27 protein-coding genes are annotated in these 18763 nt (G+C 43.8%); 23 read left to right on the top strand and 4 right to left on the bottom strand.

Annotated features, from left to right (window positions below; genetic code table 11):
* The first annotated feature begins 11 nt into the window (after positions 1-11).
* From DW896_RS19945 to DW896_RS19925, 5 genes are all read left to right on the top strand, one after another.
* Positions 12-314 carry a hypothetical protein gene (locus tag DW896_RS19945; protein WP_005807223.1) on the top strand — a complete coding sequence of 101 codons (303 nt, stop codon included), beginning with the start codon at positions 12-14 and terminating at the stop codon, positions 312-314.
* Entirely contained in the window at positions 298-555 is a 258-nt protein-coding gene (locus DW896_RS19940) for a hypothetical protein (protein ID WP_005807221.1), read from the top strand. The genes DW896_RS19945 and DW896_RS19940 overlap by 17 nt, the downstream gene beginning before the upstream one ends.
* Before the next feature lie 788 nt (positions 556-1343).
* Positions 1344-1727, top strand: coding sequence for a single-stranded DNA-binding protein (locus DW896_RS19935; RefSeq protein WP_005807219.1), 384 nt, complete (start codon positions 1344-1346; stop codon positions 1725-1727).
* Between the two features lie 355 nt (positions 1728-2082).
* The gene (locus DW896_RS19930) at positions 2083-2397 is read left to right on the top strand and encodes a hypothetical protein (RefSeq protein WP_005807217.1); all 315 of its coding nucleotides are present in this window, start codon (positions 2083-2085) and stop codon (positions 2395-2397) included.
* A 28-nt stretch (positions 2398-2425) separates the two neighbouring features.
* The gene (locus tag DW896_RS19925) at positions 2426-2707 is read left to right on the top strand and encodes an LPD11 domain-containing protein (RefSeq protein ID WP_005807216.1); all 282 of its coding nucleotides are present in this window, start codon (positions 2426-2428) and stop codon (positions 2705-2707) included.
* Positions 2708-3064: 357 nt separating this feature from the next.
* Here DW896_RS19925 and DW896_RS19920 read toward each other — a convergent pair whose 3' ends face one another.
* Entirely contained in the window at positions 3065-3679 is a 615-nt protein-coding gene (locus DW896_RS19920; protein ID WP_008781633.1) for a recombinase family protein, read from the bottom strand.
* A gap of 238 nt (positions 3680-3917) precedes the next feature.
* Here DW896_RS19920 and DW896_RS19910 point away from each other — a divergent pair, with 238 nt between their 5' ends.
* The 13 genes from DW896_RS19910 (at position 3918) to DW896_RS19840 (ending at position 12259) form a co-directional block, all read left to right on the top strand.
* The gene (locus tag DW896_RS19910) at positions 3918-4958 is read left to right on the top strand and encodes a hypothetical protein (RefSeq protein WP_005807214.1); all 1041 of its coding nucleotides are present in this window, start codon (positions 3918-3920) and stop codon (positions 4956-4958) included.
* Positions 4959-4976: 18 nt separating this feature from the next.
* Positions 4977-5423 carry a hypothetical protein gene (locus tag DW896_RS19905; protein WP_005815981.1) on the top strand — a complete coding sequence of 149 codons (447 nt, stop codon included), beginning with the start codon at positions 4977-4979 and terminating at the stop codon, positions 5421-5423.
* A gap of 13 nt (positions 5424-5436) precedes the next feature.
* Positions 5437-5838, top strand: coding sequence for a hypothetical protein (locus DW896_RS19900; protein ID WP_005807212.1), 402 nt, complete (start codon positions 5437-5439; stop codon positions 5836-5838).
* A 74-nt stretch (positions 5839-5912) separates the two neighbouring features.
* Complete coding sequence (locus tag DW896_RS19895) at positions 5913-6407, top strand: hypothetical protein (protein ID WP_225678910.1); 495 nt, start codon at positions 5913-5915, stop codon at positions 6405-6407.
* Between the two features lies 1 nt (position 6408).
* Positions 6409-7254, top strand: a complete 846-nt coding sequence (locus tag DW896_RS19890; RefSeq protein WP_005815985.1) for a hypothetical protein — start codon at positions 6409-6411, stop codon at positions 7252-7254.
* 345 nt (positions 7255-7599) lie between these two features.
* Positions 7600-8997 carry an ATP-binding protein gene (locus DW896_RS19885; RefSeq protein ID WP_057256614.1) on the top strand — a complete coding sequence of 466 codons (1398 nt, stop codon included), beginning with the start codon at positions 7600-7602 and terminating at the stop codon, positions 8995-8997.
* An 840-nt stretch (positions 8998-9837) separates the two neighbouring features.
* Positions 9838-10134, top strand: coding sequence for a hypothetical protein (locus DW896_RS19875; protein WP_007571905.1), 297 nt, complete (start codon positions 9838-9840; stop codon positions 10132-10134).
* An 18-nt stretch (positions 10135-10152) separates the two neighbouring features.
* The gene (locus DW896_RS19870) at positions 10153-10329 is read left to right on the top strand and encodes a hypothetical protein (RefSeq protein WP_007571908.1); all 177 of its coding nucleotides are present in this window, start codon (positions 10153-10155) and stop codon (positions 10327-10329) included.
* A 14-nt stretch (positions 10330-10343) separates the two neighbouring features.
* A complete protein-coding gene (locus DW896_RS19865; RefSeq protein WP_007571909.1) occupies positions 10344-10676 on the top strand; it encodes a hypothetical protein in 333 nt (110 codons plus the stop codon).
* Between the two features lie 12 nt (positions 10677-10688).
* Entirely contained in the window at positions 10689-10985 is a 297-nt protein-coding gene (locus DW896_RS19860; protein WP_007571910.1) for a hypothetical protein, read from the top strand.
* 4 nt (positions 10986-10989) lie between these two features.
* A complete protein-coding gene (locus DW896_RS19855; RefSeq protein ID WP_007571911.1) occupies positions 10990-11247 on the top strand; it encodes a hypothetical protein in 258 nt (85 codons plus the stop codon).
* Between the two features lie 472 nt (positions 11248-11719).
* Positions 11720-12007, top strand: coding sequence for an LPD11 domain-containing protein (locus DW896_RS19845; protein ID WP_007571918.1), 288 nt, complete (start codon positions 11720-11722; stop codon positions 12005-12007).
* 36 nt (positions 12008-12043) lie between these two features.
* Entirely contained in the window at positions 12044-12259 is a 216-nt protein-coding gene (locus tag DW896_RS19840) for a hypothetical protein (protein ID WP_007571920.1), read from the top strand.
* A gap of 349 nt (positions 12260-12608) precedes the next feature.
* Here the strand turns inward: DW896_RS19840 and DW896_RS19835 are convergent, their stop codons facing one another.
* Positions 12609-12803, bottom strand: a complete 195-nt coding sequence (locus tag DW896_RS19835; protein WP_080715528.1) for a hypothetical protein — start codon at positions 12801-12803, stop codon at positions 12609-12611.
* 213 nt (positions 12804-13016) lie between these two features.
* Between DW896_RS19835 and DW896_RS19830 the strand changes: the two genes are divergently transcribed.
* The 4 genes from DW896_RS19830 to DW896_RS19810 all read left to right on the top strand — a co-directional run bounded on the left by DW896_RS19830 (position 13017) and on the right by DW896_RS19810 (position 16208).
* Positions 13017-13400 (top strand): single-stranded DNA-binding protein, encoded by a 384-nt coding sequence (locus DW896_RS19830; protein ID WP_007571923.1) that lies wholly within the window; start codon positions 13017-13019, stop codon positions 13398-13400.
* Positions 13401-13780: 380 nt separating this feature from the next.
* Positions 13781-14308, top strand: coding sequence for a hypothetical protein (locus tag DW896_RS19825; protein ID WP_007571928.1), 528 nt, complete (start codon positions 13781-13783; stop codon positions 14306-14308).
* Positions 14309-14734: 426 nt separating this feature from the next.
* Positions 14735-15424 (top strand): hypothetical protein, encoded by a 690-nt coding sequence (locus DW896_RS19820; RefSeq protein ID WP_007571930.1) that lies wholly within the window; start codon positions 14735-14737, stop codon positions 15422-15424.
* A gap of 469 nt (positions 15425-15893) precedes the next feature.
* Entirely contained in the window at positions 15894-16208 is a 315-nt protein-coding gene (locus tag DW896_RS19810) for a hypothetical protein (protein ID WP_007571936.1), read from the top strand.
* Between the two features lie 59 nt (positions 16209-16267).
* On the opposite strand, the gene DW896_RS19805 is transcribed toward DW896_RS19810, so the two are convergent.
* Complete coding sequence (locus DW896_RS19805) at positions 16268-16660, bottom strand: hypothetical protein (RefSeq protein ID WP_007571940.1); 393 nt, start codon at positions 16658-16660, stop codon at positions 16268-16270.
* A 97-nt stretch (positions 16661-16757) separates the two neighbouring features.
* Complete coding sequence (locus tag DW896_RS19800; protein ID WP_044301949.1) at positions 16758-17039, bottom strand: HU family DNA-binding protein; 282 nt, start codon at positions 17037-17039, stop codon at positions 16758-16760.
* Positions 17040-17256: 217 nt separating this feature from the next.
* Here DW896_RS19800 and DW896_RS19795 point away from each other — a divergent pair, with 217 nt between their 5' ends.
* Positions 17257-18636, top strand: coding sequence for an MATE family efflux transporter (locus tag DW896_RS19795; RefSeq protein WP_044301948.1), 1380 nt, complete (start codon positions 17257-17259; stop codon positions 18634-18636).
* Positions 18637-18763 lie beyond the last annotated feature (127 nt).

Here is an 18763-nt window from a genome sequence, read left to right as displayed (position 1 = left end):
ATACATGGCTTATGGGAAAATTTGAATTTTATCAAGACTGTAAAGTCAAAAGTTGGGAAAGAGACTATTTCACTGTGGAAGCCAACAGTTATGAGGAAGCAGAGGCAATCGTCCGGTCCTGGCGTTGCAAAGATGTTTCGAATATCATTGACAGCCGTCTTTCTCATGGAAGAAGTGAGGCTTTGCGTGATACTTCCGAGCTTTTGTTTCCCGAAGAAAACGATGGTTACTCGACTATTGAGATTTTCAACCAGGAAGAAGAATCTATCATGACTAATGCACTAAACGAAGACAATTATGAACGTAACGATTGAACACCCTTTTTGCCCTTACTGCAGCGAAGTGACAAATCTATATTTCAGAATTATTAACACGCTTCTTTTTTCAAAAGACGAAAACGAACTTCGCACAAGCATGGAGAGTCTAAAGAAAGAGACCCGGCTTGACGAGTATTTCACGTTCGGCTATGGGGCACACCATCTTTGGATATGCAAACGAAAACCGAGCGACAAAAACAAAATCTTTCCACACCGCATCATGATGATCCAATTCTGACATGGAGCCTCTGTACTATACGGACTGGAGTTGAATATTCAGTTCCAGCCCGTAACTTCATTTACCGCAATAACCTTTTATATCCAAAACTTCATTGAGACGCAGATGGCCATTGGCCGGACAATGATTTTTGCCGGATTATCCATTTATATTCTCTTTTGGCTGCGCCATATCCCTTTATAAAATAGAAGCTGAAACTCGCATAACGCGCCCGTTCCGCTTTGTCTCCCAATCGGGCTTCAGCCCTTTTTTCATTTTGCCTTCTTTTCCCTCATTTCTCTTGCCGGATAAAGGCTGCAACACCGATACGCCAGCACCCCTTTGCCAATTCTTCGTCTTACGGCCTTTCCCACGCCGCAGCTTATACGCTTACTGCCAGTACGGCATATCATCCTTGCCGCTTCAAATCATGAGACATGGTGCTGTTTCTCGCCAGAAGCTCTTCTTCCTATGCCAGCCGAGAGTTGAAACCAATTCGTGCCCATTGACAGCACCGTCCGTCTTTATTATTCCTTTAACCAGTTGCCAATTGTTTTTCCTCTTCTTTTTCGTGACTGCTTTCTATTGAAGTCGCCATATCGTTTTTCGTTGCAAAGTTAGTATGCAGCCGGGCGCGACCCATGGTCTTGACCAATGGCGTAACAGTACAAATCTTCCTTTATCAAGCCTCCGGTTTGGGAGAACCCCAAAATAAAGAGTATTTATACGTTATCCTTGGTGCATCCCTTTACTGCACCTACTTTTTATGCACCGTAAAACTGATTTATTAACTTCAAAAAGCAATCGAAATGAAAAAGTACGAGAACAATTTCGCAGTAACCGGTTATGTCGCAAAAGACGCCGAGGTTTATCAATTCACTAACACAAGTGTTGCACGTTTCCCTCTGGCTGTTGCCCGCCAGGAGAAGATCGGCGAAGAAACCAAGCGCATATCCGCTTTCATGAACATTGAAGCGTGGCGCAAGAATGAAAATTCCGGGTCGTTTGACCAGCTTACCAAAGGTACGCTGCTGACCGTAGAAGGCTACTTCAAGCCTGAAGAATGGACTGACAAAGATGGAGTGCAGCACAACCGCATCGTGACGGTTGCAGTCAAATTCTATCCGGCTGTCGAGAAGGAGGAAGAAGTTCCTTCGAAACCGGCAAAAGAAGCGAAAAAGGGCAAGAAGTAATCCCTGTTTTCCTGACAAAGCGGCTTTCGGGCCGCTTTTGTTTTGCTCGAAGCCTTCCGTAATATAGCCTTTTGTATTTCACGTTTTCCCCTTTTATTGCAATGCCTGAAATTCCCTACACGCCTATTTCGAAAGCCCGGTTATTTCTTCTGCAAAGTTTGATTGCCGGTTGTTTGTCCTGTCAAGGAACGCTTATGCTTGCTGCTGAAAAATCTTCCTTTCCGACATGTCGGAAAGAGTATTTTTCGCATCCTCCTTGCCTGACAGACCGCCAATCTTGTGGGCAGAAAAATAATCAACCTTCCGATACAGGATGTATCAGAGGGAAATAAAAACAACTAAAAATTTTAATGATATGACATTCAGAGCATTTATGGCAGAGAACGGGTATAACGTACAGACTACTTTTTGGGAAGATTTTTCAGCGGCCGACATTTTCGGGTTATCGGCTATTCAGGACACTTTCAACCGTGCCTTTGAAGAGTGGAAAGGCAACTGCAAGTACCTTACGGAATTGGTGTTGGTATTGAATCACAAGATATGGCAGCACTATAAAACGAAACCGAATGTGGCGGCGTTGTATGATGCACTCTGGAGACAGGCAGACCAGTATGCGGTTGAGAATCTGAAGGACGAAGAGTTAAGCTATTATTATGACGTAACGGACTGATTGTATAACAAGTTAATGTAAATTGAGTATGAACACGAATAACAAGCCAAGCACAGCAGGAAGGACAACGGCTGATGATATATTGCAACGAGACGCACGGTTCAGATATATGCTGTTAGCCAGGATGCAGTCAGATTGTGAGTATTATTTGGATTACGGAGGCAGAGACCCCAAACGCCTGTGGGCAGGTGATGAAGAACGGCAAATCGATTTAATGATAAAGTTGCACGACAGCTTCAAGGAAGGAGAAAAGCCGCAGTGGCTGACAATGGACAAGATTTTGGAATACAAAAAGGAAATGAATAAATGACACCAAGCCCCCTAAAAGTCAAGCAAAACCTTTGGGGGGGCTTATATTGATATAACGAGGATGCTATTCATGACGCAGTTTTCCTCTTTTAGTTTTCCTTTTTTACTGTTCCCTTGCGTGAACAGTTGGCAGCAATGATTATTTATCATGACGGAAGCAGCTTTTGCTGAATCCGCCAAATATGCCCTTCACGATTTTGCAAAAGACATAAAGTACCAATACTACGACTATAATTTCTCCCATATCCTTTTTTATATTTAGCGTTACAAATTTCCAATAAGGGTCAGAGGCTTCCCTAAATATACTTAAACTGACAGGCAAATCCGTCACTAATATGGCATCGGTTGCCTTGACTTCCTATTTCCTATTTCCAGGTACGCGGCCAGGTTTCCTGCTGAGTGCCACATTGTACTTGCCTAAAATTTGGTACACAGTACTTTTGCTCTTGACATTGCAATGCGCCATGATTTCATTGACTGAATACCCGTTGTTGTACATGTCCACAGCTATTTTATCCCGCTCGGTCTTGCTCAACATTTTGCTCGTCTTCACCGGTACACTGATACTCTGTTGCAGGCGTATCACCCGGTCAGATGACTTGCGTAATACAGCCACTTCTTCCGGAAGAGATCCGAACATGGTCAGCACCTCCGCCGCCGTCGTGTCCGGAAACAATTCACCACGGGAGTCAATCTTGTCATGGATGGAAATAATGCGGACCACTTTGATCCGGCATAACTCTATCAATGCGGCCAACTCCCTCAAACCGCGCACGGCGTTACTGAATTTCGAGACAACCAGTTCGTCCCCTCTCTCAAGATTTGTCATGAGCTGTTTCCAGCGAGGTCTGAGCGTCTCGTGCTGGACTGATTCCTCTATCACTTGTACACAACCGTACTGGCACATCCATTCCTTGTCCGCATCATATTCATCATACGAATTTGCCTTAAATATATAACCAACTTTTGCCATGTCAATATCCAATACAAATGATAACAAGTGCAAATATACAAGTTTTATTTGAGTGGCCAAATCAAACCATTATAAAAATCGAACTATTTATTTTTTCGTCCTTTTTCCTTTCACTTGTTTTCATTGATAATCATACTATTAAGTACGATATTGAAAAATACACAAAATACAGTTCCAATGGTATTAAGTATAGAAAATTATATATAGTTTTGCGTGAAATAGTACGAAAACATATAGTATGAAAATTCAAAAAACGAACCTTAAAGCATCAAGTTTTTTACACATGATAGCTGCCGCTTCAATCACGGTATGCATGTTCACATCATGTAATGGCGGATTGACTGAACAGTCCGAAAGCGATCCTGCCGGTACATACAGAAATTATCTGCTCGAAGTAAGGAAGATGAAATCTATTTCATTTGAAGAGCTGTCAGAAAACCTTTGCCAATGGCAAGCCATAAGAGATTCCGTTTTTAACCATGTCCGGCAGGACACGGTTGGGATCCATGGTCAAGACCTTCGTAAGACATGCGAAGGCATACATGATTCCCTACGCCTGGAGTTCTCGCGTCTGGCTTTGTCAAGGCCACGTTCCTATCAGGAGTTATTCCTATTGAAAAGAAAACTTTCATCTAATGACAAAGACAATGGATTAATCCGGACCGTGGAAAAGATCCGTCCATTCTTTGAGTCATTAGATAAACGCCCAATCCATAAGGGAGACAGGAAGCAAATCATTTCGGATTATCGTACTTTGCTGGCCAACACTCTCCGAAATGGCATACACGGGACAGATGACATGACAGAGTTCATCGGAAAAGAGGATGCTATTTTTCGGGCGTTCTTGCCATATCTGTGCAGCATTGGTGATGAAGACATTTCCGATATAACGCGTGATACGGAAAAATGCTGTTTGCAGATTTTGTTTGCCGCCGAACGTAAAGAGATACCTCACCAGGATGCCCTCGTTTACCTGGCCATGCGAACCAATCGCAGACTGATACTTAATACCGGAACCTGCATCAATGACATTCATAATCAAAAGGTCCAAACAAAAGCACAAGCCTACGCATATATCTGGATGCTTATGCGCCCATACGTTTCTATGGACAGTTTCCACCTGTCGATGCTTTCTTCCAAAGACCAGGAACAGCTTGAACGGTTTGCCGTACAGACTCCGGCCATATTTGAGACTTTGTGCCGAATCTTGAACTCGGGAGACAACCGCCTGGATGAATTACCCGGAATGCTTATGGAGATTTACATTCACACGCTATAAACATAAAATCAAATGAATATGCTACGACACTTTCTGAAAGACTTTATGACGTTTGTCCCCCTTCAGTTGCCACAGCTGCTCGATGTAACCACTATGGAGGAGCCGCAGTTTTACGGGGACTATGTCCTGCTGACTTTTCCATTGCATGATCCTTATGACCTGGAAGAAGTGATGGATATGCTGGAGGATGATATGGAACTGATTGTGCTTTATCATCACATTCCTATGCAAGACGAACCGTTCGGCCATAGTACATGCGCTTACTCCAATCCATCTTTCGGCCAAATGTTCAAGGTGAACGCTAAGACTGATTCCGATGGCAAGGTCCATACCGTCCTTGTAACCATATATGATTCACTTGAACAAATGTACGGGGATCTCTGCCTTGACTTGCAACTCCATTCTAAAAGCGGAAAGCTGAAATACCAGAAGAACAAGGAGGACATACTTATTGACTTTTTATAAAAACAACATCATCATGAGAAATACATTATACAGGCAGATGGTCTATTGGATCAATGCCCACCGAACATGGATAGAGGTCGCAGACGACAACCTCTATAAAGAACATATCATCTCAAGAAGTGACAGGACGGACTACCTTGTCTCCCGAACTTTGGTCCTGCGGGCGTTCAAGACAAACGGAACATACCTCGAAGGTACCACATGGGCCATCCCTGAACATGAACTGAACAAAGCTTTGGCTATCTATCGCAAACAGGACCGGTCATTCAAGCAGCGAATCAAAAAAGCTGCAATGAACCTCACGGCCGTGGATGCCGAAACCATTATCCGCTTGGCAACTTATGATATTGTCCACTTGGAACTCAGAGCAACACCTATACACGTACCCGAAAAACCATATTACTTATGTTACTGAAAATATTGCAACTCATCTTTTGCGTGACCCCTCTTGTACTGTCATTGATATTGTACAAAAAGCCATACCGGTTTATGGCAAAGTTTCACGCTTCCATGAAACAAAACATCAGAGCCCGCAAACTTTATACACGGGTGATTCTGTTCCTGCTACTGCTTTTCCACTATGTCTATGCAAGTGGACATGCTGGTGAATTCGGCATCCTGGTATCAACCGTTATCTGTGCCGCTATGTTCTCGTTCAAGCTGGCGGACAGGTGTCTGAGCCGTTTGCATGATTCCATGGGTCTGTTTGCCGGCATCAGTGCTATAACATTGGTCAGCTGCTTTGAACCGTATCTGTACACTACTACCGTAACTGCGTACTATATTCTTTTGGCAGCCCTGTTCTATCCCTCTGCTCCGGTCACAGCCGAATGCGATGATGAAGAAAAGGCTGAAGGAACGACAACGCATCCTGAAACGATATCCGAAAAGAAACACGATAATCATCACGCGATGGTGTCTTTGAAGCGGACAAAGGCAGCATTTCAGAAACTCCGCACTGTAATAATCATTAAAACAAAGTAAAATGGAAAATAGTCAAGAGAATACGACCTTTATATTGGCAGATGTCAAGGTGTTCGATTTCCTGAAGGAGAAAGCCGGAGACCGTAAAACGAAGACGGAAGCGTATTGGGACTTGCTGGACAGATCAATGGCAGGTTTTGTTTCTCCATTTGTAAGAAAATTGGAGCGAAAACTTCTTCCCAACCAATGTCATGTGACAATCTCCGATCTTGCAGAATTCTGGCATTGGCATCGTGCCACTGTCCGAACCTTTCTGGATGCTCTGGAATCTTTCGGGCTACTTGAACGCACAAAACTTAATAAAAGCGTCATTATCACCATGACCGTGCAGTCTGGAAAAAATGCAACAGCCGGAACTGAGCAGGATGAGCCGGACTTTGCCACACGAATCGGCAGTATATTGTCCGAATGGGTCATCGGCAAGAAGACATCGGAGGATGCCGGTCATTCATGTGGTCAGGCTCTTTGCCAGGCATTAGCCGCCATTGCCGGTAAAGATAATTCTCAGGCTTCCGGCAACGGCACCGATACGGTATCGGCAGAAGTCGTCAGACAGGAAGAAAAACTAAGGGAAACAATATTAGAGTGTATTGCCAATGCCGCTCTCCAGCGTGTGTTGCGTAAGTCAAGATTCGATAACAGTTCACAACTGTCGCAGTTCTTCACCCTTGACCTCGGCGGTGAATGGGGCGCGTTTATCGAGACCGCCAAAGAGCTTGCGGAGCTTGTATTTAATCCCGAAACATCCGGCGCAGGTGTTGATATGGACAGGAACAAAGAACTCCTTAAATCGTTCCGTATTCCCTTTTTATCGCTTGCGGCAAAAGCCCAGACATTGTCGGACTGAACCGGGAAACGAAAATGAATTGTATAACCAGGAACAATCCATCCCTATCTCAGTCCTGACATCCTTCCAGTTTTATGAGGCAAGTGGGCTTGCCCACATGCCACGAAACAGAGGGAGTGGGTAGCCTAATACCCCGATTTGGCAAAAAAAACGACAGCGGTTTTACAAAATCGAGCCACAGCAAGCTGTTTTTTAGCACAGGAACAACCTCCAGAAACAGCACACAGAACAATTTACTAAAATTAGTAGATTAGTATATACTACTTTTAGTATTAAATAAATCCTGCAATCTTTTGAAATATCTTTCAGAAAGATTATCTTTGTGAAAGATATATTTTAAGAGATATGGAATTTAAAGACTTTATAGATAGAAAAGACTATCTGGAAAGGGTAAACAACGCCCTGCAAAGAGAAAAGCCGCAGTTCATCGTCATTTACGGACGCAGAAGAATAGGCAAGTCGAAACTTATCAGGGAAATCATGGACTGGAAGCGAAAAGACATTTATTTTTTAAGCGACCAGACCAATGAGGCAAACCAGCGTATGCTGTTTGCCAAAACAGCCACAATGGTCGGTATGGAAGACTTCGACAAGGTTACATATCCAGATTGGGAAACACTTTTGCGTGCCTTGAACCGTCAGGTTGCGGAAAACAGCACTGTCTGCCTTGACGAGTTTCCGTATCTGGTAAAAAGCTGCCCTTCTCTGCCATCCGTCATACAAAAGCTGCTCAACGAGAAATGCCTGAAGTTCAATCTTATCCTCTGCGGTTCTTCACAACAACTGATGCAGGGCTACATATTGGATAGGAAAGAACCTCTATACGGACTGGCAGATGAAATCATACGCCTCACACCTATACCCGTACAATATATAGGACAGGCACTTGGTTGTGATGCCCAAAAAGCAATAGAGGAATATGCGGTATGGGGTGGAATACCACGATATTGGGAATTGAGAGCCGACTACAAGGACAATGAAACGGCAATCGAAAAACTGCTGTTGGATAACAAGGGATTTTTAGCGGACGAACCAATACGCCTGTTAAGGGACGATATGCGTGATACCGTGCAAGCGTCCACCCTGCTTTCAATTATCGGCAACGGAGCAAACCGCCTCTCTGAAATAGCCGGACGGGTAGGTAAGGAAGCCACCCAGATAACAGAACCTTTAGGCAAACTGAGAGAGCTGGGATATATACGCCGGGAAGTGCCATTCGGCGAGGACGAGAAAAAAAGCAAAAAAGGGATATACCGTATCAACGACAGCCTGCTGGAGTTCAATTACAGGTTTGTCGCACCCTACAAATCCATTTTGGAACTGGAACGGACAGAAACCGTGCTATCCATCATAAAAACACAATTCTCCGGGTATGTAGGGGAGTGTTGGGAGCACCTTTGCCGCCAATATGTAAGCGGTAACATCATTGACGGCATAGTATATAATATGGCTTCACGGTGGTGGGGTAAGATCTTCACGGAAGAAAACAAGGAGGGTGCAATGGTGGAACTTGATGTGGTGGCTGAATCAATAGACAGAAAACATATCCTCATAGGTGAATGTAAATGGACTAACAAGGAAGATGCACAAAGGCTTGTAAATTCACTTGAAGCAAAGATAAAATATCTGCCATTTATCAAAAAAGGGCAAAGCGTTCACATTATGCTTTTCTTGAAAAACGAGCCACATAACAAGGACGCTGCACGGATTATATATCCGTCTGACATCGTAAAAACAGAATGAAGAACAACACTTTAAATTAAATACTAAAATTAGTAGATTAGTATATACTACTTTTAGTATTATTCATTATATTTGTAATAAATTCAATCTCTCAAAAATAGTTTATATAATGATTTGAAAATCAGATTGTTGAAAATTTCACGATTTTAATTAAGGAACAAACAAGAAACAAAATCGTTAATTAAAGGTATTTCCCAATTTTTTGTTTTCACTCTGTTTCTTTCTTTGCACTTGCTTATAATCGGGACTTCTTGAACAGCTTCCCACCAGATTTTTTTCGTCCGATGGTTGCATGTGAGCTTCCAAGAACCACTGCAGCCAAAAGAAAAAAGCAAGTATTCTTTAGTTCATACAAAGATAAGGAAAAACTTATAGGCAGGCAAATTTGGCTGCCTAAATATAGTTTACTTTGATTTAGCATATATATAGGCTAATGGACTAAACTAAACCTTTTCCCGAACTTCGTAAAACACTCCGGTCCCATTGTACAGCCAAAAGAAAAAAACATTCCACGTCATATTTTTCTTTTCGCTGCAACCCCCTTTTTATAAACCATCAACCTTTTACACGAGATCTTCTCTTCCCTGTGTTCGCACATCCGCTTTCGGGCTGCCTGATATGAATTGTGTCGCAAAGGTACTTGTCATGTCTTTCTTGTATGCAAGGTCAAAGCCTAACGGTTCACGACAAAATCTCCACCCTCCGTTCCGCACGGGTAGTATTTAATCGTGAAACCTTGCATAAAGAGCCATGACACCTTTTGAAGCGACATAATTAAATCAAGCCCGAAAGTAGCTGGATGCTACAAGAGGGAAAAAAGAAAACTTAAAATTCAAAGTTATGGCAAACTACGCAACAAACATTTTCCACGCAAGTACGGAAAACAAACAAGACCTCAATAAGATAGAGGCATTTCTGGACGATAATTTCAACGGCTTTGTCAACCGGTATGGCGACACGGTAGATGCCGAATTTGATTCCCGCTGGGAATACCCGGAAAAAGCAATCAACGAATTAATAGCCTTATTGGCAGCCAAAGACAAAATCTATATCCGCATACTGACATACGAGTTAGAGGACGAATACGTGAGCTTTCGGATATTCTCGCAAGGTAAATGGAACATTAAGTTATCCTAAACCTAAACACAATTCACTATGTACGAATACGAAGAAGATAGCGATATTATCGGTTTGTCCTGCACGTTGCTCAATCCATATAAAGGTTACATGGAAGGCACAATCGTGGGCGACTATGGCAATACCATAGTTGTCCGCCTTGAAAGCGGCAAGGAAATTTCAGAATACCGTGATGAAGTGATTATCCATGATTAAACGATAGCAAACGTATGACACAGATAGCAACAAAATTCGTCAAATGGGACATTCCCGAACTGGCGACATTGCAGGACAGCAAGGTTTACAAATTGCGGGTACACCTGAACAACGGAGGCAAGTTAAACCGGGAAGAAAAGAACTGGATTACCCGTAACGTATGGGAAAGTATCTATTTCAAACGTGGAATTGCCTTGAGCGGTTATCACTTTGACTTTTCCGACATCCTCAAACGGTATTTCGTCAAACAGCACGGAAGTATTCACGAGTATTATGCGATTGACAAAACAGCGTTACGCTCGATACTGTACGGCAGAATAGAGGATATTGTAGAAGTAAGCGGTTAAAACAACAAGGATATGGGAGAATACAAATTTTATCAAGACCGTAAGGTTACAAGTTGGGAACGGGATTATTTCAGTGTGAAAGCGGACAGTTATGAAGAAGCCGAGGCAATCGTCCGCTCATGGAACTGTGAGGACGTGTCGAACATCATTGACAACCGTCTTTGCTATGAAGAGTGGCAAGCATTGACCGATACATCGGAATCTATGCTCCCCGAAGAAAACGACGGCAACCCGACAATAGAAATTTTCAATCAAGACGGAGAATCAATAATGACTAATGTACCCGAAACACCTCAATCAAACCAATAGAACCATGAACGTAACAATCGAACACGTCTTTTGCCGCTATAGCGATGAAGCGGAAGAAATCTATTTCCGAATCATGAACACGATTCTTTTTGCAACTGACGAAACCGAACTTCGGGCAAGTATGGAACGCTTGAAGAACGAAACCACGCTCGACGACTATTTCATATTCGGATACGGAGCACACCATATCTGGATAAAGCAACGGCGACCGAGCGATAAAAACAGGATTTTCAAACATCGGATTATGGTAGCCCATTTCTGACAGGAACAGGCAAAAGACCTCCAATGCGCTTTGCGGGCTGAACCGGAACTACCAGCTTCAGCCCGTTCCTCTTTCTCGCAATAGACATGCTGGCACAATCCCCCTTTTATCCTCACGATCAATTTTTATACTGCCCCGGAATACCCGTTTATATTTCTCTTTTCGCTGCAAACCCTTTTTATCGCCCATCAACCTTTTACACGAGACCTTCTCTTCCCTGTGTTCGCACATCGCTTTCGGGCTGCCTGATATAAATTGTGTCGCAAAGGTACTTGTCATGCCGTTCTTGTATGCAAGGTCAAAGCCTGACGGTTCACGACAAAATCTCCACCCTCCGCTTCGCACGGGTAGTATTTAATCGTGAAACCTTGCATAAAGAGCTATGACACCTTTCGAGGCGACATAATTAAATCAGGCCCGAAAGTAGCAGGTGCTACAAGAGGGAAAAAGAAAACTCAAAATTTTATAGGTTATGACAAACGATGTAACAAATTCAAATGGAAGAGTAACGGTAGACGAAGTAATACACAGGGATTCGGTTTTCAGATACCAACTGTTAGACCGCTTACGGTCAGACTGCGAGTATTACCTCAATTACGGTAACAGACACCCCAAAACCTTATGGGCTGGCGACGAAAAATTGCAAATTGAGTTTATGATAAAACTGCATGATAGCTTCAAGGAGGGAGAAAAACCGGAGTGGCTTACGATGGATAAAATTTTGGAATACAGTAAGAGAATGATAGCTCAAGAAGAATAAAATTACTACTAAGGAACAGACTAAAAATGTGATATTATGGCATGGTTGGCAGTAAATAAAGACGGAACAGAATGGATTATGCCCGAAAAGCCCGTTCGGGGCCGGTGTGGGCATTGGGAGTATTTGGAAGAAGTGTACAATGTACCAATCGAGATAGAACTCCCCAAAGGGACTGTTTACAAACTTCTCGGCAAAGAACTGACATGGGATGACGAGCCGGTAGAATTACAGACCAAAACAGAAAAAAGGTAAATGTAGTACGGGCTGGAGTACCAGTTTCAGCCCGGTTACACCGGCTAAAATCTAAAACAGATACGCGGGTGCGATACCCTCTTTTATTTCCGAACAGACACTCATACCGTTTCCTTCGGAAATACCCCTTTATACATTTCGGCTGCGCCATATCCTTTTATATCGAACGGCCACTCATGCAAAGGCGGCTTCTCCGCTTTGTTTCAAGGCAGACTTCGGCCATTTTTCCTTTACCTCTTCTTTCCCTCATTTCTCTTGCCGGATAGAGACAGCGATATCGATACGTCGCACACGCCTTTTGCCGGATCTTCGTCCGATAGTATTTTCCACGATGCAGCGTATATGGTTGTTAAACGGTATATCGTTCTTGCCGCTTCAACCCCAAACAGCCGATACACTTTCTCGCCTGATGTTCTTCCCGCCCACCTGCCGGAACGGGAGCGGTCTTGTGTCGGTGGACGGACAGGTCTTTCATGTTTCCGAGTCCGCTGCGGATTGTTTCGCCTCGACTTTTTCGCGACCGCTTTCTATTTGAAGTCGCCATATCGTTTTTCGTTGCAAAGTTAGTATGCAGACGGGCGCGACCCGATGGTCTTGACCAATGGCGTATCGCACAAATCTTCCTTTATCGGGCCTGCGGTTTGGGGCTTCGCCTCCAAAATAAAGAGTATTTATGCGCTATCCTTGGTGCAGCCCTTTACTGCACCTACTTTTATGCACCGTAAAACTGATTTATTAACTTCAAAAAGCAATCGCAATGAAAAAGATCGAGAACAATTTCGCAGTAACCGGATTCGTGGCAAAAGATGCCGAAGTCCGTCAGTTCACCACCACAAGTGTCGCACGTTTCCCGCTGGCAGTGGCCCGTCAGGAGAAGAACGGCGAAGATACCAAGCGTATATCCGCTTTCATGAACATTGAAGCGTGGCGCAAGAACGAGAATACCGGGTCGTTCGACCAGCTCACCAAGGGCACGCTGCTTACCGTGGAGGGCTATTTTAAACCCGAAGAATGGACCGACAAAGACGGCGTGCTGCACAACCGCATCGTGACGGTTGCAGTCAAATTTTATCCGGCTGTCGATAAAGAGGAGGAAGTTCCTGCGGAACCGGCAAAGAAACCGAAGAAGGGCAAGAAGTAATTCCTGCCTTTTTGAGACAAAGCGGCCCGAAGGCCGCTTTTGTTTTGCTCGTTACCGTTCCGGAACGTCTATACTTTTATACTCCTTCATACTCCACACGAAGAGTCCGCCGTCGTCCATTGATTTTCCCGTGCAAAGTTAAGGCGGTCGGGAACCGGCAAGGCGCGGCTTCATTTGAGGTTAACAACCATCAACTCGCAAGCTCGTCAATACTTGTTCAACACAAATGAAATCGTCCATAGGACTATCCGCTTCCTCCTTGCCTTGTTTCCCTTCTGTCCGCCTTGTGGTCCGCACGTAAAATCAAATCCCGCCGGACGAGGGAAACCCTCCGAAGGCAGGGATAAAAAAACAAAAGTCAAACTTAAAATTCAAGACGTATGAAACAGATGATTTGGTCAAGCTATGACCTGTTGGACGAAACGGCAAAAGAATACTATCAAAATTCACAACGGGAAATATTGGACGATGACTGTTACGAGGTCAGCGATGAAGAATGGGCAGAAGAAGTATATCGCTGGCTGGACGACGAACGGAGCAATCTGAATAAAGAAGTGGACGGCATTATTGTCGTGTTCGGCAACTTGGGATTATGGAACGGCCGGAGACAAGGCTATCAAATATTGGGCAGCACCATTGCCGATATTTTGAAATCCCAGTGCGACGATGCAGAATGGTACGGCGACGGCTATAACATTCGCGGACGGATGGGCCATCATGACGGTACGAACTACACCTTGTATCGTATCGCCAAAGACCGTGATGAAGCGGAGCGTATCGCCGATAAGATTTACAACCGTGAAATCGACGAAGAAGGTTTCCGCCGGAGAACACGTTCCCTCTATCCGTATGTAGCCGCCGTGTACGGCTGGAAAACAAGGCAGCGCAAGCCGGACAAGGCCGCATAAAATGCTGTCCACAAAATACCGCAACGCATCCGCCAGAGATGGTTGCGGTATCCTTTATCGAATGGGCGAAACACAGAACCGTCTCCTTTTATAATCAGCTCCATTCCTTTTTATCACTACTCACGGAGCAATATCCGCCTTTTATACCGACCCCGGTCTTTCGTATATCTCCCGTCTTTTCTTCTTTCCATCACCGGTTTGGTTTTACCAGATGCAAAGGTAGGCCGTCGCACTTGATCCGGTGGCTTGAAGTGCATTTCTTGCAAAATTCTTCCTTACCGGGGTAAGAGTAATTTTCCAAGGAAAGCCACCGTATGAAGTTTTCCCGACAGCCGTGTACCGCATCCGTAAAACCCCAAAGCGGTTCAGGAAGAAAGAACCGACAAAAGGGAAAATAAGTATTAACAATTTCAAAAAACTAAGATTATGCCTAATCATGTGACAAACCGTTTAGAAATAAACGCAGACCGGGAAACAGTACAAAAAGTAATGAATTTCTTAAAAGGTAAAACCGATGATGACAATACGCCTTGTTACATCGACTTCAACAACATCATTCCTATGCCTGAAGAACTGTTGATAGAAAAAAGCAGCAGTGGAGATTTGGGTATGAAATACCTTGAAGCAATGCAGTTGAAGCCATTCTATTTTTTATTGGACGATGATGCTTTGAGAACCATTCAATGGATAGAAGGATTGGCGGAAAAGGACAGAAAAGAAGCGCTGCAACTTGGAGCATCGTATTTGGAAAATCGGAAAAAGTACGGTTATCCCACTTGGTACGAGTGGTCTACCGCCACATGGGGTACAAAATGGAATGCCTATCACCAAGACTTTGAAGAGCCGAACATACTTTGGTTCGATACGGCATGGAATGGAGTGCCACTGCTTATCCAAAAACTTTCCGAGATATTTCCGGATGTGGAATTCCATTACGCCTATGCGGACGAAGACTTAGGTTTCAATACGGGAAGAGGAACAGCCCGCAATGGAGAAATCAACATGACGATACCCGAAGGTAGAAGCAACGAAGCCTTTGAAATCATGTTTTTTGTGAAACCGGGAATGGACGAATATTTTGAACTGACGGACGAAGGTTACAAATGGGTTTCCTAAACATTCGGTACAGATAATGACCGGTGCAGGTTCGGGATACATTGACAATGGATGTGTCCTGAATCCTTTTGCCGGAATTCCCCCTTTATATCTTCATGGCTCTTTCCCTTTTATCGAAACGCGGTCCGTTCCCCTTTGTACCGTGACTATCCAGCCGGAAAGTAATCCTTTTATAACATTTTAGCTTCCCCCGTTTTATCCTCCTTACAGCCGTTTCCCAACACTCCATGCCGAAAGCCCGCTTATTTTTTCTGCAAAGTTCGATTGCCGCTTGTCTGTCCTGTCAAGAACCGCTTACGCTTGCTGTCGAAAAATCTTCCTCCCCGACTTTGTTGGAGAGTGTATTTTTCGCAGCCTTCTTGCCTGGACCGACCGTCAATCCTATAGGCAGAAAAATAATCAACCTTTCGGTACAGGATTGTACCAAAGGGAAAAACAAAAAATAGTTCAAACTTAAAATTTAGAGCGTATGACATTTAAAGAATTTATGCAAGAGAACGGTTATGAGTTACAAACAACCTTTTGGGAAGACTTCTCAATAGCGGACAGATTTGGGTTGGCGGCTGTTTTGGACACTTTCAACCGGGCTTTCAGGGAGTGGAAAGGGGACTATAAGTTCTTGACGGAACTGACATTGGTACTTAACCATAAGATATGGCAATACTATGAAAACAGACCGGATATGGCGGTACTTTACAATACTCTTTGGGAACAAGCCGACCAATACGCCAAAGAGAATCTGAAAGGGAACGAGTTAAGCTATTACTGGGAGGTGACGGATTAAATATATAATACCCTCGCATGATATAAAGAAAAAGAGGCAGTTCTAAAAGCCTCTTTTCTTTATAGGTTAACTTCTAATTCTTTTCCACCAGATAAACAAAAATACGCATTCTGGAGCTGGTGTAAGTATTCTATGCGGTGTCCGCTTACCGTATATTCATTAGCATGAGTGGTAATGTAATATACAGTTTGATCATCCCAGTCTTGTGTAATCTCCATTTCATCATTGTCAAATGTATAATCGTCAAGCTGATTAAAACCGCATTGCAAAACCAATTTTTCAGTAAGTAATATTGGCTGAATGTCTCCATTTGTTTTATACGGAGGTTCTCCCCATTTATAAACAACGGATATATTCTCTTTTCTCAACTTAGGATCATAATCCAATGCACAAACCAAAGATGGTTTACCTTTATAAGCAACGTAATTGCCAACTCTCAATTCTTTAATCATAACAATTCTGTATTATCTTTTAGACTAAAAACTTAATCCCTCTTAAATCGCTAATAGATACAAATCTACAAAATAAAATGAAACTTTTACACGTCCTTTATTTTCCCTCTTTTACGGCACTCAGGAATACTTTTGCCGGTTTGAAGGCGGGGATGGAATGAGCTGGAATCACAATAGTTGTGTTCTTTGATATGTTACGGGCCACCTTCTCTGCCCTTTGCTTGATAATGAAGCTACCGAAACCCCGCAGGAACACTTCGTTCCCGGCAATCATCGCATCTTTTACATTCTCCATGAATGCCTCGACCACGGTCATTACGACCTCTTTCTCTATTCCGGTCTGCTGTGCAATCCGGCTAACAATTTCTGCTTTTGTCATATATAAGAATTAAATAGCAATGTACAAAAATGCAACTTTTTTTGGATAAGTCAAATCTTTGGCCCACCTTTGCGGCGAAATAACGCAAAGGACATTTTATAATCCTCATCGGAGGGCTATGGAAGCCGGATAAGATGACTGGGTAAAACCATCGTCTTATCCGGCTTCCGTCGTTTTCTGCCGGAAGTAAACCATATAATATAAAATACAAAGACGTATGAAAGAAAAAGTGATTGATTTTGGGAATGAGAGAGTTTCCGTTCTGTTTAAGAAACTGTTTTTCCCCACTCTGTTGGGAATGTTGAGTATGTCGGCGGTAACGACTATCGACGGGATTTTCGTGGGACACGGCGTGGGCAGCGACGGGATTGCAGCTGTAAATATCTGCGTCCCTCTACTGATGTCACTCATGGGTGTTGGACTGATGATGGGGGCAGGTTGTTCCGTAATCGCTTCCATTTACTTGTCGAAAGGAAAAACCGTTTTGGCACGTGCGACCATCACCCAAGCCATGCTTTTCGTGACGCTCATATCCGTAACCGTCGGAGGATTCATTCTGGCGTTTCCCGAAGAAACCGCCCGTATGCTTGGCTCGTCGGAGCATTTGCTGCCGCTGGTTGTCGATTATCTGGTCTGGTTTTCCCCGTCTCTGCTGTTCGAGTTGTGGATTGCCGTCGCCTTGTTTGCCATGCGCCTGGACGGCGCTCCGAAACTCGCCATGTGGTGCAGCATCATAGCCGCAGCGGTGAATGTCGTTCTCGACTGGCTGTTCATCTTCCCGCTGGGCTGGGGAGTGATGGGGGCGGCATTTGCTACCTCCCTGAGTTGTTTGGCCGGGGCAACGGTGACGATGGGTTACTTGTTGTTCTATGCCCGTGACACTCGTTTGCATTCTCTCCGTCCGGGTAGAAAAAGGATTTTATTCTTCTTCCATGATATAGGAATGCAGTGCAAGATAGGCTCATCCGCCTTGTTAGGCGAATTGACAATGGCGATATTGCTGTTCATCGGCAACCAGGTATTCATGCGCCATTTGGGAGATGACGGAGTAGGTGCTTTCGGAGTAAGCTGTTATTATCTCCCGTTCGTCTTCATGATAGGTAACGCCATTGCCCAATCTGCCCAGCCTATTATCAGTTACAATTTCGGCACAGGAAGCACGGAAAGAGTTCGTTCCGCCTTACGCGTTTCCGTGTTTGCGGCATTAGTTTGCGGAGTCATTTCTACTGCCGCCTTTATCCTGTTTCCTGAATTGCTTGTCGGACTATTCTTGCGCATTGACAATACTGCCGCACGCATAGCGATAGAAGGATTCCCTTATTATGGCACGGGATTCATCTTCTTTATTTTGAATCTCTCCATTATTGGATATTATCAGAGCATGGAACGGATAAAGCCGGCCATAACATTTGCAGTCTTACGTGGATTTGTTTTTCTGGTTCCGTGCTTCATGGTATTACCTGCCATAATGGGAGTAAAAGGAATTTGGCTCGCCTTACCGTTGTCTGAAATTCTGACGACTTTAGTGATTGTCGTTACATTTTGGATATATTCCCGGCAACGTGCCATAATTTGCAGGCAATTTTTTCGGATTTAGGTTCCATGTAAAATGCCGCTGTTAAAAAAGTTTAAAGATTGGTAGCGGCATTCTGAGCAGTTATCTGGAATAAAAATTCCGCCAAATGCATGATGTATTAATAAACATTAATGGAACATAAACGATA

This window comes from Bacteroides sp. AM41-16, assembly GCF_003603495.1.
Lineage (GTDB): Bacteria > Bacteroidota > Bacteroidia > Bacteroidales > Bacteroidaceae > Bacteroides > Bacteroides uniformis.
The sequence above is the reverse complement of the archived record's forward strand: the minus strand, read 5'-3'. Positions and strand labels throughout refer to the sequence as shown.